Source organism: Bacillus stratosphericus (assembly GCF_020524495.1).
In the GTDB taxonomy this organism is placed as follows: domain Bacteria; phylum Bacillota; class Bacilli; order Bacillales; family Bacillaceae; genus Bacillus; species Bacillus stratosphericus_B.
The window spans coordinates 49,998-65,221 of sequence record NZ_JAIVLB010000018.1; the positions used below are offsets into that span (position 1 = coordinate 49,998).

At 41.0% G+C, this 15,224-nt stretch carries 17 protein-coding genes; all 17 read left to right on the plus strand.

Annotation, left to right across the window (positions count from 1 at the left end; all coding sequences use genetic code 11):
* Window positions 1-123 precede the first annotated feature (123 nt).
* The 17 genes from LC033_RS09085 (at window position 124) to LC033_RS09165 (ending at window position 15,066) form a co-directional block, all read left to right on the plus strand.
* The gene (locus LC033_RS09085; RefSeq protein ID WP_226567945.1) at window positions 124-459 is read left to right on the plus strand and encodes a nucleotide pyrophosphohydrolase; all 336 of its coding nucleotides are present in this window, start codon (window positions 124-126) and stop codon (window positions 457-459) included.
* A 5-nt stretch (window positions 460-464) separates the two neighbouring features.
* Window positions 465-1,268 carry a 4-hydroxy-tetrahydrodipicolinate reductase gene (dapB, locus tag LC033_RS09090; RefSeq protein ID WP_226567946.1) on the plus strand — a complete coding sequence of 268 codons (804 nt, stop codon included), beginning with the start codon at window positions 465-467 and terminating at the stop codon, window positions 1,266-1,268.
* Between the two features lie 17 nt (window positions 1,269-1,285).
* On the plus strand, window positions 1,286-1,705 hold the full coding sequence (gene mgsA, locus LC033_RS09095; protein WP_226567947.1) for a methylglyoxal synthase: 420 nt from the start codon (window positions 1,286-1,288) through the stop codon (window positions 1,703-1,705).
* On the plus strand, window positions 1,692-2,396 hold the full coding sequence (bshB1, locus tag LC033_RS09100) for a bacillithiol biosynthesis deacetylase BshB1 (protein ID WP_226567948.1): 705 nt from the start codon (window positions 1,692-1,694) through the stop codon (window positions 2,394-2,396). The genes mgsA and bshB1 overlap by 14 nt, the downstream gene beginning before the upstream one ends.
* Before the next feature lie 2 nt (window positions 2,397-2,398).
* Entirely contained in the window at window positions 2,399-3,544 is a 1,146-nt protein-coding gene (bshA, locus tag LC033_RS09105; protein ID WP_226567949.1) for an N-acetyl-alpha-D-glucosaminyl L-malate synthase BshA, read from the plus strand.
* Window positions 3,537-4,739: a CCA tRNA nucleotidyltransferase gene (locus LC033_RS09110; protein ID WP_226567950.1), complete on the plus strand. Its 1,203-nt coding sequence runs from the start codon at window positions 3,537-3,539 to the stop codon at window positions 4,737-4,739. Before bshA ends, LC033_RS09110 begins: the two co-directional genes overlap by 8 nt.
* Entirely contained in the window at window positions 4,712-5,695 is a 984-nt protein-coding gene (locus tag LC033_RS09115) for a biotin--[acetyl-CoA-carboxylase] ligase (RefSeq protein WP_226567951.1), read from the plus strand. Before LC033_RS09110 ends, LC033_RS09115 begins: the two co-directional genes overlap by 28 nt.
* Window positions 5,696-5,894: 199 nt before the next feature.
* Entirely contained in the window at window positions 5,895-6,734 is an 840-nt protein-coding gene (gene panB / locus LC033_RS09120; RefSeq protein WP_226567952.1) for a 3-methyl-2-oxobutanoate hydroxymethyltransferase, read from the plus strand.
* Window positions 6,731-7,597, plus strand: a complete 867-nt coding sequence (gene panC / locus LC033_RS09125) for a pantoate--beta-alanine ligase (protein WP_226567953.1) — start codon at window positions 6,731-6,733, stop codon at window positions 7,595-7,597. The genes panB and panC overlap by 4 nt, the downstream gene beginning before the upstream one ends.
* Window positions 7,590-7,973, plus strand: a complete 384-nt coding sequence (gene panD, locus LC033_RS09130) for an aspartate 1-decarboxylase (protein ID WP_024422780.1) — start codon at window positions 7,590-7,592, stop codon at window positions 7,971-7,973. The genes panC and panD overlap by 8 nt, the downstream gene beginning before the upstream one ends.
* A gap of 104 nt (window positions 7,974-8,077) precedes the next feature.
* On the plus strand, window positions 8,078-10,870 hold the full coding sequence (locus LC033_RS09135; protein ID WP_226567954.1) for an ATP-dependent DNA helicase DinG, 3'-5' exoribonuclease type: 2,793 nt from the start codon (window positions 8,078-8,080) through the stop codon (window positions 10,868-10,870).
* 133 nt (window positions 10,871-11,003) lie between these two features.
* Window positions 11,004-11,174, plus strand: coding sequence for a YpmA family protein (locus tag LC033_RS09140; RefSeq protein WP_226567955.1), 171 nt, complete (start codon window positions 11,004-11,006; stop codon window positions 11,172-11,174).
* A gap of 12 nt (window positions 11,175-11,186) precedes the next feature.
* Window positions 11,187-11,672, plus strand: coding sequence for a cell wall elongation/penicillin-binding protein regulator TseB (tseB, locus tag LC033_RS09145; protein WP_226567956.1), 486 nt, complete (start codon window positions 11,187-11,189; stop codon window positions 11,670-11,672).
* A gap of 112 nt (window positions 11,673-11,784) precedes the next feature.
* Window positions 11,785-13,077: an asparagine--tRNA ligase gene (asnS, locus tag LC033_RS09150; RefSeq protein ID WP_226567957.1), complete on the plus strand. Its 1,293-nt coding sequence runs from the start codon at window positions 11,785-11,787 to the stop codon at window positions 13,075-13,077.
* Between the two features lie 98 nt (window positions 13,078-13,175).
* A complete protein-coding gene (locus LC033_RS09155) occupies window positions 13,176-13,880 on the plus strand; it encodes a DnaD domain-containing protein (RefSeq protein WP_226567958.1) in 705 nt (234 codons plus the stop codon).
* Between the two features lie 17 nt (window positions 13,881-13,897).
* Window positions 13,898-14,560 carry an endonuclease III gene (nth, locus tag LC033_RS09160; RefSeq protein WP_226567959.1) on the plus strand — a complete coding sequence of 221 codons (663 nt, stop codon included), beginning with the start codon at window positions 13,898-13,900 and terminating at the stop codon, window positions 14,558-14,560.
* Window positions 14,557-15,066, plus strand: coding sequence for a YpoC family protein (locus tag LC033_RS09165; RefSeq protein ID WP_226567960.1), 510 nt, complete (start codon window positions 14,557-14,559; stop codon window positions 15,064-15,066). The genes nth and LC033_RS09165 overlap by 4 nt, the downstream gene beginning before the upstream one ends.
* The last annotated feature ends 158 nt before the right edge of the window (window positions 15,067-15,224 follow it).

The window sequence follows — 15,224 nt, forward strand, 5'->3', positions numbered from 1 at the left end:
TTTTGCTTAGACAGCGATAATATTATATGGTATGGGAGAGAAACTAGCAAACCGAGTTTTAAACATTTGTCAAATATTTATGATTTCGCTAACATGTAAGAGACGGATAGGAGGATGAGCTTCATGACGAAAGAAAAAACACTGCGCCATGTGCAGCAAGAAGTAGATGATTATATAGGACAATTTAAAGAACGCTATTTCAGCCCACTTGCCATGATGGCCCGTATGACAGAAGAGTTGGGTGAGCTAGCAAGAGAGGTTAACCATTATTATGGAGAAAAGCCGAAAAAAACAACTGAAACGGAAAAAAGCATGGAAGAAGAAATTGGCGATGTTTTGTTTGTGTTAACATGTCTGGCGAATTCACTCAATATTTCACTTGAAGAAGCTCATGATCGTGTGATGCATAAATTCAATACAAGAGACAAAGACCGCTGGACGAAAAAGGAAGGGAAGTAGAGACGATGACGAACCAAACCATCAAAGTAGTAGTCGCTGGAGCAAGAGGAAGAATGGGGATAGAGGCTGTCAAGCTGGCAGAAGAAACAAACCATTTTGAGCTAGTGGCAGCACTTGATCATAGACACGAAGGGAAAAAATTATCTGATGTGATTCATACGACATCTCATGCGCCAATATATACGGATATTGATGTGTGTCTTTCAGAGACAGCACCCGATGTATTAATTGATCTGACGACACCAGAAAGCGGAAAAGTACATACGAAAAAAGCGCTTGAACATGGCGTGCGTCCAGTCGTAGGCACAACTGGTTTTTCAGAGGCTGACCTGAAGCAGCTTCAGCAATTAACAGAAGAAAAGGGCATAGGATGCATTATTGCACCTAACTTTGCTGTTGGTGCTGTTTTAATGATGAAGTTTGCCAAAATGGCAGCAAATTACTTTCCTGACGTTGAGATCATTGAGCTTCATCATGATAAAAAACTGGACGCCCCGAGCGGTACGGGCCTAAAAACAGCTGAAATGATTGCAGAAGTAAGACAAAGCAAAAAGCAGGGACATCCAGAAGAAAAAGAATTAATCGAAGGGGCACGAGGAGCAGATTACGATGGCATCCGTTTGCACAGCGTAAGGCTTCCGGGCATGATTGCACATCAAGAAGTACTGTTTGGGATGGATGGACAGACTGTGACCATTCGTCATGATTCGTATAACCGTGCCTCATTTATGTCAGGTGTGAAGCTTTCGGTGGAACAAGTCATGCACATTGACCAACTCGTTTATGGTTTAGAAAATATCATCGACTAATAAGGAGTGGATTCCTGATGAACATTGCTTTAATCGCTCATGATAAGAAAAAAAGTGACATGATTCAGTTTGCCATTGCGTACCGTGATATTTTGGCAGATCATACACTTTATGCAACAGGGACAACAGGTTTGAGAGTGAAAGAAGCGACTGGGCTTCCCATCCATCGTTTCCAATCAGGGCCACTTGGAGGAGATCAGCAGATTGGTGCTTTAATTGCTAATAATGCAATGGATCTTGTGCTCTTTTTTAGAGATCCGCTAACCGCACAGCCGCATGAACCAGATGTATCGGCACTCATCCGGCTTTGCGATGTGTATGCCATCCCATTAGCAACCAATATGGGAACAGCTGAAATTTTAGTCAGGAATTTAAATAAAGGTACGTTTGATTTTCGAGATGTAGCAAAAAACGGAGGAACAAATGAAACGACTTGACATCCTTGCATTCGGTGCCCATAGCGATGATGTAGAAATCGGAATGGGTGGAACGATTGCAAAATACGTAAAAAAAGGGGCGCGTGTCGGGATTTGCGACTTGACCCAGGCTGAATTATCCTCAAATGGCACGGTGAACAGCCGAAAAGAAGAGGCAAAAGAAGCAGAAGCTATTTTAGGAGTGACGACTCGAATCCAGCTCACGCTGCCAGATAGAGGACTTTATCTGAATGACGAAGCGATAAAGGAAATTGCGGGCGTCATTCGAACATACAAACCACGACTTATTTTTGCCCCGCACCACCAAGATCGACATCCTGATCATGGTCATGCGGGCTCACTTGTAGAAGAGGCAGCTTTTTCTGCAGGTATACGTAAATTTGAAGATTCATACAAGCAGCCAGCGCATAAAATAAGCCAGATGTATTATTACATGATTAACGGTCATCAACGTCCAGATTTTGTGATCGATATTTCTAGTGAGATGAGCCAAAAAATCGATAGCTTACATGCGTATCAAAGCCAATTTGTCAAATCGGTGCATTCTGTGGAGACACCGCTTGTGAATGGTTATATTGATTTTGTCAAAATGAGAGAGTCTATGTATGGAAGGGAAGTCAATAAAGCTTATGCAGAAGGGTTTCTGACAAAGAAACCACTTTTGATTGATGATGACTTACTCGGAGGGTAAATATGAAGAAGTTGAAGATCGGAATCACTTGTTATCCAAGCGTCGGCGGTTCAGGGATTATTGCCACAGAGCTTGGAAAACGTTTAGCTGAAAAAGGGCACGACGTTCATTTTATCACCTCTAGCATTCCGTTTAGACTCAATAAAGTGTATCCGAATATTTATTTTCATGAGGTTGATGTCAATCAATATGCTGTTTTTCAATATCCACCTTATGACCTTGCACTAGCAAGTAAATTAGCAGATGTAGCAAAACGAGAGAAGTTGGATATTATTCACGCGCATTATGCGGTTCCGCACGCTGTCTGTGCGTTCTTAGCGAAGCAAATGACAGGACACTCTGTTAATGTCGTCACCACGCTTCACGGGACAGATATTACGGTTTTAGGCTATGATCCATCATTAAAGGAAGTGATCCGGTTTGCGATCGAATCATCTGACCGCGTAACGGCTGTGTCAAATTCATTAGCCGCACAGACGTACGATTTGATTAAACCAGATAAAAAAATCGATACGATCCATAATTTCGTCGATGAGCGTATTTATTTGCGTGAAGATCACGATGTGCTGAAGAAACATTATGGCCTTTTACAGGACGAAAAAGTCGTTATCCATGTATCGAATTTCCGAAAAGTGAAGCGGGTGCATGATGTGATTCATGTTTTTAAAAAGATTTCTGAACAGGTGCATGCAAAGCTGTTGCTCATTGGTGATGGTCCTGAAAAATCGGTTGTATGTGAACTCGTGAAAAAGCTAGGACTGACTGACCGCGTGTTATTTTTAGGAAAGCAAGAGAAGGTGGAGGAGCTTTATTCGATTAGTGATTTGAAGCTGCTGCTTTCTGAGAAGGAGAGCTTTGGCCTTGTACTTCTTGAAGCAATGGCATGCGGGGTACCTTGTATTGGGACAGATGTTGGTGGAATTCCAGAGGTCATTACTCATGGAGAGACAGGATTTCTTGTCCCGCTCGGCGATATAGACGGAGCAGCAAAATATGCGATCTCGTTACTCAAGGATGAAGCGATGCATCAACAAGTGTCGATGGCAGCACAGTCAAGCGTCCATGTCAGTTTCTCTTCTGAAAAAATTGTGAGAGAGTATGAAGAGCTTTACCTAGAATTGATCGAAGGTGATGATGAAGATGAATGAACCATTCACACATGCTATCCCTGTCTTACATACATTGCACGAACATGGTTATCAGGCTTACTTTGTTGGTGGAGCAGTGAGAGATGTCCTTTTAGGGCGAGAAATTGGAGATATTGATATTGCGACAGATGCAACACCTGATGTAGTGGAGTCTTTATTTCATAAAACGGTTGATGTTGGTAAGGAGCATGGCACAGTCATAGTCTTACATGATGGGGTCAGCTATGAGGTCACTACGTTTCGAAGTGAATCAGAATATGAAGACTTTCGCAGACCTAAGGAAGTAGAGTTTATCTCATCATTGAAAGAAGATCTTTTAAGAAGAGATTTAACGATCAATGCGATGGCCATGGATATAAATGGTGAGATCATTGACTATGTAGGAGGCAAACAGGATATTGATCGGAAACGAATTCAAACCGTTGGAGATCCTGCGTGCCGCTTTCAAGAAGATGCGCTTCGCATGATGAGAGCCGTCCGTTTTTTAAGTCAGCTCGGCTTTGAGCTGTCTGCTGAAATGGCTGATGCGATGAAAAAAGATAAGCATCTGCTTGCCAACATATCTGTTGAGCGCAAAAAGATTGAAATGGAGAAGCTTTTAAAAGGTCGCTATTGTGAGCAAGCAATTAAGGTGCTCATCTCAACGAAATTGTATGAAGAATTGCCAGGTCTCAAAGCGAATAGGCTCAATCAATCCCTGCAAGCATTTCCATATTATTTATTAGATGGACTAGAAGAGGTATGGGGATCCTTTATCCACTTGCTTCGTCTAGATGAGACAGAGGCTGTGTCCTTATTAAAAGAATGGAAGTTGTCAACGAAGCTCCTAAAAAAGGCGGTTGCCATCAGTAAATATGTCGATTGTGACTGGGATGCGGAAAAGATGTTTGAAGTTGGTGAACACGTGCTATTATCCAGTTTGAAAATTACGCAGCTAAAGCATGAGCGCCGCATTTTCTTTGACGAGCTGGAGGCGGCGAAGCGTTCATATGAATCCCTGTCTATTAAAAAGCTTCAAGATCTTGCAGTTTCAGGAAAAGATTTAATGGCCTTTCGGCAAAAGACATCAGGTAAATGGATTGCAGAAGAGCTTAATTTAGTGAAGAAAGCAGTTCTGCAAAACCGTTTAAAAAACCGAAAAGAAGCCATAGAGGAGTGGCTCATAGCATGCGATCAGCAATTAGAAAACGATTAATTGAATTGTTTACCACCTCTGAGCAAGATTTTGTTTCGAGCCAGCAATTATGTAATGAGCTTGGATGCTCCCGAACGGCTGTATGGAAGCATATTGAGGATTTACGAAAAGAAGGTTATGAGGTAGAGGCCGTCAGAAGAAAAGGATACCGCCTGCTTCGTAAACCGGACAAAATTAGTGAGGACGAAATTCTTTTTGGTCTAGAAACAGAAGAATTTGGCAGACACATTTACTTTCAAGAAGAAGTCGAATCAACTCAGCTTATCGCCCATGACCTTGTAAATGAAGGAGCCCCCCACGGCTCGCTTGTTGTCAGTGATCATCAGACAAACGGAAAAGGGCGCCTTCAAAGAACGTGGCATTCACCAAATGGGACAGGCATTTGGATGAGTCTGATTCTCCGGCCTGAAATCCCATTACACAAAGCACCGCAAATGACGCTTTTGGCATCTGTAGCTATCACAGAAGCAATCGCGCAGAAAACAGGACTCAGTCCCTCCATTAAATGGCCAAACGATATCTTGTTAAACGGAAAAAAGGTCGTTGGCATTCTAACTGAATTAAAGGCAGAAGCTGACCAGGTTCATGCGGTGATTATCGGCCAAGGCATAAATGTGAACCAAATGACAGATGATTTTCCTGATGAACTAAAGGATGTAGCTACAAGTGTACGAATGGAACTGAATGAAAAGGTAGACAGAGCTGCGCTGATTCAAAACATTTTGTACATCTTCGAAAGAAGGTATGATGATTATCTAAAGCACGGAATTGCACCGATCAAACAATTATGGGAATCGTATACGATGACCATCGGTAAACATATTGTCGCCTGCACCGTCAATGGGCAATATACAGGAACGGCGCTCGGAATCAATGATGAAGGTGTCCTATTACTTGAAACGACGGAGGGTATCCAAAAAATCTACTCCGCAGACATAGAGACCAAGTCAACTTAAGTGGAACACCCGGCACATTTTTGATATACTTCGTGTGGGCAGTATCTGAAAAAGAACTGTACCTGTTAGGAAGAAAAAATTGATAAATTTCTGCCTTGATCCTAAGGGACTTGGACAGAGGGATGATTTGCCCGCGCATGAGAGAAAAGAGCATGTGATGTGAGGCAAGCCATTTCCTCTCCAGAATGAGGAGGAACAAATGAAAACAAAGCTAGATTTTTTCAAAATGAAAGAACAAAACGAACCTATTGTGATGCTGACAGCATACGACTATCCAGCTGCAAAGCAAGCCGAAAAAGCGGAAGTCGACATGATCTTAGTTGGTGACTCACTTGGGATGGTCGTACTTGGACTTGATTCAACAGTACAAGTGACGATAGATGATATGATTCATCACACAAAAGCAGTCAAAAGAGCCGCAAAAGATACATTTATTGTGACCGATATGCCATTTATGTCTTATCATTATTCATTAGAAGAAACGATGAAAAATGCAGCACGTATCATGCAAGAAAGCGGTGCTGATGCCCTGAAGCTAGAAGGCGGAGACGGAGTATTCGAATCCATTCAAGCTTTGACAAGAGGCGGAATTCCTGTCGTCAGTCATTTAGGACTCACACCTCAATCAGTCGGTGTACTTGGCGGGTATAAAGTGCAAGGAAAAGACCAAGAGAGTGCTCAGAAATTGATTGAAGATAGTCTGAAATGTGAGGAAGCAGGTGCGATCGCACTTGTACTAGAATGCGTACCTGGTGAACTGACAAAACGTATTACCGACATTCTGAAGATTCCTGTCATTGGAATTGGTGCAGGAGCTGAAGCGGACGGACAAGTTCTCGTTTACCATGATGTGGTAGGCTACGGGGTGTCTAGAATACCTAAATTTGTGAAACAATACGCGCAACTCGATGCTGTACTAGAAGAAGCGCTCATACAATATACGAAAGAAGTAAAAGCACGTACATTTCCAGAGGAAGCACACACATTTCATATCAAAGAAGAAGTCCTTGATGGTTTATATGGGGGAATCAAGAAATGAACGTTGTTACCCATATTCATGAGCTAAAAGAACTCATAAAGCAGCATCAAAAGAAGCAGCATTCTATCGGTTTTGTCCCAACAATGGGCTTCCTTCATGAAGGACACATGACTTTGGCAAAAAAGGCAAGAGAACAAAATGACATTTTGGTGATGAGCATTTTTGTCAATCCTTTGCAATTTGGACCGAACGAAGACTTTGAATCCTATCCAAGAGATATAAAAAGAGACCAGCGCCTTGCAGAGGAAGCGGGAGTGGATATTTTATTTACACCTGATGTGAAAGAAATGTATCAAGATGAACCATCTATTACGATGACTGTTCAAAAGCGTACTGATGTCTTATGCGGGAAGAAACGTCCAGGGCACTTGGACGGCGTTGTCACTGTGCTCACAAAGCTGTTTCATCTCGTTGCACCAACAAATGTATACTTTGGTCTAAAGGATGCACAGCAAGTCGCTGTGATAGATGGGATGATCAAGGATTTCTTCTTTGACCTTCACCTTGTGTCTGTTCCAACAGTTCGAGAAGAAGACGGTTTAGCGAAAAGCTCAAGAAATGTCTATTTGTCTAAGACCGAAAGACAGGAAGCACCCGCTCTATACCGGGCCTTAAAAAAAGGACAGTCAGCTGTTGAAAAAGGAGAACGTGATCTACATCGTATTTATCAGTTAGTTGAAGAGGAGCTTCTTCAAACAAGTGGAGAAATTGATTATATTGAGATTTACTCCTATCCAGAACTTGAACCACTTCAGCAGCTAACAGGTAAGGTGATTATTGCTATTGCTGTGAAGTTCTCTCATGCAAGACTGATTGATAATGTGATTTTCTATGTTCCTGAAAGCGGTGAAAAACATGTATAGAACCTTTATGACCTCAAAGCTCCACAAAGCAACTGTGACAGAAGCAAATTTACATTATGTAGGCAGTATTACAATCGATGAAGATTTACTTGATGCGGCAGGCATGATGGCAAATGAGAAAGTGCAAATTGTCAATAATCACAATGGAGCTAGACTTGAGACATATATAATTCCTGGTGAAAGAAAAAGCGGTGTCATTTGTCTAAATGGTGCGGCGGCAAGATTGGTTCAGCCAGGAGATGAAGTCATTATTATCGCTTATGGGATGCTCTCAGAAGAAGAAGCAAAGACACATACACCCAAAGTGGTCGTGTTAAATAAACAAAATCAAATTGAACAAATGATTGGGCAAGAGCCCGCGAGAACGATTTTATAACATGTAAACAGAACAGTTTCATGAAAAGAAGCTGTTCTGTTTCAGCTATATTGCCCAGAGCGTGTTTCACTTAGAGTGGAACGAGGAATTGAGGTGTCCATTTTATGACCGATCAAAGGTTTGTTGTCGTTGATATTGAAACCACCGGAAATTCACCAAAGAAGGGTGATAAAATCATTCAAATTGCTGCGGTGGTCATTGAAAATGGACAAATTGTCGAACGATATTCAAGATATGTGAATCCAGGAAAGGCGATCCCTGGATTTATTGAACAGCTGACAGGGATTAAACAGCACATGGTTGACGATGCGGTGTTTTTTGAGGACATTGCCCAACAGGTATATGACCTCATACAGGGTGACTATTTTGTTGCACACAATGTCCATTTTGACTTGAACTTTTTAAATGATGAACTGAAAGCATGCGGGAAAAATGAGCTGGATGTGCTAGCAATTGATACAGTTGAAATTTCTAGAATTCTATATCCTCAACTTGAAGGCTATAAGCTAACTGAATTAAGTGAAGAGCTTATGCTTCCACATGACCACCCGCACCGAGCGGATAGTGATGCGGAAGTTACTGCTATGTTATTTTTAACCCTGTTACAAAAATTGAAACTTATACCGCCAAATGTGTTAAAGCAGCTGCGCAGATTATCGTCATATCTCTTAAGTGATATAGGAGTGTTAATTAAGCAGCTTGAGGTGAGTCATTCTAGTCAGGAAAATCCTTTTGTTGAAGTCGGCTCATTTGCTGTAAAAGATGTGACCAATCACATGACTGAGACGACACATTCAGTAGACGCAGATGACGAGCGGCTGTTTGAAGAGATAAAAGAAAAGCTTCCGCTAACGTTAGAAGGCTATGAAGTAAGAGAAGGTCAGCTCACAATGATGAATAAAGTGAGAGATGTGTTTCATGAAAGAGCCTACGCATTAATTGAAGCAGCACCCGGCATTGGGAAAACGCTAGCTTACCTCATTCCAGCTGCATTAGAGGCAAAGAAATCAGGAAAGCCAGTCATTATCAGTACATATTCTATTCTTTTGCAGCAGCAAATGCTTCAGCGCGATATCCCGCTTTTAAATCAATTGCTCCCATTCGAGCCAACTGCCTGTGTATTCAAAGGGCGAGCGCATTATATTTGTTTAGATAAGTTTGAGCATGTACTGCATGAGGAAGATGATAACTATGATTTAGTCTTAACAAAAGCCCAAATATTAATGTGGCTGCTTGTAACAGAGACGGGTGATTTATCTGAATTGAATTTACCGTCAGGAGCAACCAATATAAAAGATCGAAGTTCCTGTGTGCACATGCCGTTTACATCGAAAAAGCGTCGCTTTAAAGAATATTGCTTTTATGAACGGGCCAAAAAAAGAGCACAAACAGCCGATTTAATTTTAACGAATCACCGCCTGCTTTTATCACAAACGGAAACATCATCTAACTTTCAGCATGCAGACGTGTATGTCATTGATGAGGCCCATCATTTTGAGAAAACAGCTAATGAAACACTGGGTGACAGTGCCTCTTATATTCAGCTTCATGCGAAATTAACGCAGCTAGGCTCCTTACAAGGCGGGCTGTTAAAGAAACTGAAAAAGAGATTTCATGCCGCAGGTTTACAGACGGATACCTTTATCGAAATGGATGAATATCTCAATCAGCTTCAAATGGAAAGTGACGCATTTTTTAGCACAGTCCACTCTTTTGTCAAAAGGACAAAACCAAAAGCGGACATTAATCGTCTCATTCATAGAGTGCGTCATCATTCAAAACATGCTCAGTGGAAACGGATTAAAGAGACAGCGAGTAAACTCTGTTCCTTGTTAATTGCATGTGAAAAGCTTTATGAGCAGCAAAAAAATGAGCTTCTTCAAAAAAGTGATCAGCTTACAGACCACTTTGCTTTTGTAGCCGAGGAATACGATCAAGTCATGTCGTTTATGCATAGATTTTGCAGTACGCTGTACCGGTTTATTTTTGAACCGAAAAATGATGAAACTGTTTGGATTGAAATTGATGCAAAGGGTGCCAAAAATGCTGTATTTATGTATGCACAGCCGCTAGATACTGGGGAGCTTTTGGCTGATCTATTTTTTATGAACAAAAAAAGTGTGGTCCTCACATCAGGAACGCTTACAGTCAATCATCGTTTTGATTATTGCTTGGAGCGATTTGGGTTGCAAGATTTTTACCCGCACCTTGTCCAAATTGATTCACCTTTTAAACTTGAAAAACAGCTCAAGGTTGTTGTACCGACCGACATGCCAGCGATCACAAATCTTGATGAACGAGACTATGTGAAGCAAGTAGCAGGATATGTCAAGATCATGGAGAAGCAGCATCAAGCGAAGATATTGATCTTGTTTAATTCACATGAAATGTTAAAAGCAGTATATGAAGAGCTAAAAACAGAAGGCATGCATTCGACCCTGTTTGCTCAAGGTCTGACAGGTGGAAGTCCTGTGAAATTGACGAAAATGTTCAAATTAACAAAGCAAGCGATTTTGCTGGGTACGGGCAGTTTTTGGGAAGGAGTCGATTTTCCAGGCTCAGAGCTGACGACTGTCATTATGGCAAGACTTCCTTTTCGGCCGCCTGATTCACCGCTTATTGAAGCAAAATGTGAAGCTGCTAAAAAACAAGGAAAGAATCCTTTTAAAGCTGTCGCTCTTCCAGAAGCTGTGTTAACCTTTAAGCAAGGAGCAGGGCGCCTGCTTCGCTCTGAAAAAGATATTGGTACATTGCTGATCTTAGACCGTCGAGTGAAAACCGCTTCGTACGGAAAACTATTTTTAAAATCACTCCCTCATGCGCCTGTCCATGAGATGTCAAAAGAGTCACTTACGGCGTATATAGAGAAGCTAAACAACGAAAAGCCGCTTTCATAAGCGGCCTTTAGCTGGTGTGGGTTTGGAGTTAATTTATCGTAACGGCTTTTTGTGTTCCGTTGTAAAAATAGTATCCGTTCCCACGTAGAAAAGTATGACTAACAATATTTACGTACCGAGGAGGAATTAAAAAGTGGAAAGTAAAATAGAGGTACTTTCAACTGTTCAAATTCAGCATTCTGAAGATCTTTACAAAATCGTTGACTTGTTGAACAGAACGCTTAAAAGAGAAGATCTTATGTTTGGATTAGCATTAGATCAAGAAGATCAAAATCAAGCGATATTTACAATTTATCGCGCATAGGGGAAGCTTGACATGAAAAGAATAGTCTGGATTATTTCGTCCATTGTGGCTTTCGTTTTACTCATTGGCATCATTAGCTTTGCTTGGATATATCAGATTGCAATGGGTCAAAAAGAACAAGGTCATGAGGCAGCGATTGAACGAGCAAAAGAACAAGGAAAATTAGTACAAGTAGATGAAGTGGAAACCTTTGTCGGGAAAGAAAAACAATTTATTGTTGAAGGAAAAAACAAACAAAATGAAACGATGTATGTATGGGTACCTGCTAGCAAAAAAGAAAAAGTGATCACAAAAAAAGCAAAAGAAGGAATGACCTCAAACCAAGCAGTACAAGCTGTTCAAAAGGAGAACACCGTTTCTAAGCTAAAGGACGTCAAATTAGCAAGAGAAGGTGACGTACTCCTTTGGGAAGTGACCTACTTGAATGAGAACAAGCAATATAGCTTCAGCTATGTCGATTTTACAACAGGCCGAGTGGAAAAAAATTTAACACCGTAGTTTCACCAGTCTTGCGTTGACCATGCTGATTTAGAACGGTTATAATAATTGTGAAAAAAGATTCACACCTGAAAAAAAGGTGAGTTTCTTTCTGGCTTTGGAGGGAAATATGTTGAAAACAACCATTAATCAAGTGTTCAAACACGTCGATGAAGAAGTAACAATCGGCGGATGGATTGCCAATAAACGTTCAAGCGGAAAAATTGCATTTTTGCAGATGCGTGACGGGACGGGCTTTATTCAAGGAGTCGTTGTAAAAGCAGAAGTGGAAGAGGATGTCTTTAAGCTTGCGAAATCAGTCACACAAGAGACATCTGTATATGTGACAGGACAAGTCACAAAAGATGAGCGTTCACCACTTGGTTTTGAACTGCAAGTCAAATCCATTAAAGTCATTCACGAAGCAACAGATTACCCAATTACCCCAAAAGAACATGGGACAGAATTCTTAATGGATCACCGTCATCTATGGCTTCGTTCAAAAAAACAGCATGCCATTATGAAAATTCGTAACGAAATTATTCGTGCTACATATGAGTTTTTCCATCAAGAAGGTTTCGTTAAAGTGGATCCACCTATCTTAACAGGAAGTGCACCTGAAGGAACAACTGAGCTATTCGCTACCAAATACTTTGATGAAGATGCTTATTTGTCTCAAAGTGGACAGCTTTACATGGAAGCTGCTGCGATGGCTTTAGGAAAAGTATTTTCATTTGGCCCAACATTTAGAGCGGAAAAATCTAAAACAAAACGCCACTTGATCGAGTTTTGGATGATCGAGCCTGAGATGGCTTTTGTAGAATTTAATGAAAACCTTGAGTACCAAGAAAATTATGTGTCTCACGTTGTTCAAAATGTACTAGTAAATTGTAAAGTGGAGCTGCATACACTTGGCCGTGATACAGAAAAATTAGAAAATATCAAAGCACCATTCCCGCGTATTACTTATGATGAAGCGATTAAATTCTTGCAGGATAAAGGATTTGATGATATTGAATGGGGAGATGACTTCGGGGCGCCTCATGAAACTGCGATCGCTGAAAGCTATGATAAACCGGTATTTATTACTCATTACCCAACAACATTAAAACCGTTTTATATGCAGCCATCACCAGACCGTAAAGATGTAGTGCTTTGTGCAGATTTAATTGCACCAGAAGGCTATGGGGAGATTATCGGCGGTTCTGAGCGTGTTCATGATTTAGAGCTACTTGAAGCAAGATTAAAAGAACACGGTTTAGATCAAGAAACTTACAAATGGTACACAGAATTAAGACAATATGGTTCTGTACCGCATTCAGGTTTTGGACTTGGACTTGAACGTACTGTTGCTTGGATTAGTGGAGCGCCGCATGTGCGTGAAACCATTCCATTCCCAAGATTATTAAACCGTTTATACCCTTAAGACGTGAAAGCCTCCAACATATGGAGGCTTTTTCAAATGTCTTTTCTTGGGGCACGTAAAATAAAACGTGATATACTGAATGTGAAGAGGTGTATCTGATGAATAGGCAGCAATTTATTGATATGCAGCAAATGGGATCAACAAGTTTGCCTAATTTGCTGATAGCTCATTATGAGCAGCTAGGACTGAATGAATCACAAATGATCGTGATGCTAAAGATTAAAATGAACGAAGAACAAGGCGTTTTCTTTCAAACATTTGAAGAACTATCTAATGGCATGACCATATCAGCGGAAGAGTGTGCATATATGGTTCAGCATTTGATCCAAAAGGGATTTATTTCGATTCAGCCGTTTGAAGACAGGTCTGGCATTCAGCATGACCGCTACTCAGTAGAGCCTTTATGGGGCATGCTATATGACTTTTTAGAAGCAAAACAAGCGAAAGAAACACAGAAGGATTATGTACAGGCCGAAAAGTCTTTATATGCACTATTTGAAGAAGAATTCGGCAGACCACTGTCTCCTCTTGAAGGAGAAACACTCTCTATTTGGATGGATCAAGATCACCATGATGCGGCAATGATTCGTTTAGCACTAAGAGAAGCGGTTTTATCAGGAAAATTAAATTTCCGTTATATCGATCGAATTTTGTTTGAGTGGAAAAAGAAAGGGCTGAAAACAGCGGAAGAAGCAAAAGAACATAGCCAGCATTTCCGTTCACAGCAAAAATCACCACCATTAAAAGAAGAGACTTCATCTTATAAACGACAAGTTCCTTTTTATAATTGGCTGGAACAATAACCAATAAAGGAGAAGGCATGTTATCAAAAAAACAAATCAATGAGTGTTTAGAAATCATAGGAGACATGTTTCCAGAGGCAGAGTGTGAGCTTGTTCATTCTAATCCATTTGAACTTGTGATTGCTGTTGCACTCTCTGCTCAATGTACAGACGTTCTTGTGAACAAAGTGACCAAAACATTATTTCAAAAGTATAAAACACCAGAAGGCTATTTAAGTGTGCCGCTTGAAGAATTGCAGCAAGATATTCGCTCAATTGGTCTTTATCGAAATAAGGCGAAAAACATTCAAAAATTAAGTAAAATGCTGATTGAAGAATTTGGCGGTGAAGTACCAAGGGGCCGAGACGAGCTAGTTAAGCTTCCAGGTGTTGGACGAAAAACAGCAAATGTTGTGGTATCAGTCGCTTTTGGGATTCCGGCTATTGCTGTAGACACACACGTAGAACGAGTTAGTAAACGCCTTGGGATTTGCCGCTGGAAGGATTCTGTTCTCGAAGTAGAGCAGACATTAATGAAGAAGGTGCCAAAAGAAGATTGGTCCGTCACCCATCATCGTCTGATCTTTTTTGGTAGATATCATTGCAAGGCGCAGCGGCCGCAATGTGCATCTTGTCCGCTGCTCGATATGTGTAGAGAAGGGCAGAAGAGGCTGAAAAAAGGGCTGGTGAAGCTAGCATGAGTGCGGCAGCTGTTTTCACCTCATATGTAGAAAAGCTAAAAGAGAAAAAGACAGAGATAAAAGGCGAACGATTAGATATCCTAAGGGTCAATCCACTCGCATTTGATCTATCGTCAGAACCTTTAACAGACGGGCTTCCGTGGCAGAAAACAGAAGAGTGTGTTCCTGTGATGTTCGAGCTTTGGAATGAATTAAAAGAAAAAATGCTTCCTCGTTTTCAAACAAGAAAATCCCGCTGTGAAGAGGATGATATGCTGCAAGGAATCGTCAGTATGATTGCAATGTTTTACTGGATCAAAGGGGAGCGGCTTCAAACGGTTGATTGGGAGGATATTAAACAACAGATGTTTCCTGTTGCTCCTATTAACTGGACAGAACGATTAGAGTTCATTTTGCTAAAGCCTACCCAATATCACTGCTTTATTCAACTGGACGAGCTATATACAGAATTCAAAAAGCAGTATGGAAAATACGATGCACTCAAAAAGTTAAAGCGGAATCGTTAAAAAAGCACTTGCCAAATAAGGGGACTGACCCCATAATATGAGACAAATAAAAAACACCTTCAAGTTTGAAAACGGACCGTTGTGATCCGAAATAAAACAAGGAGGTGTTTTTTCTATGGGGACAAGAGTGAGTTATCCAGTTGAAGTCAAACAGAAGG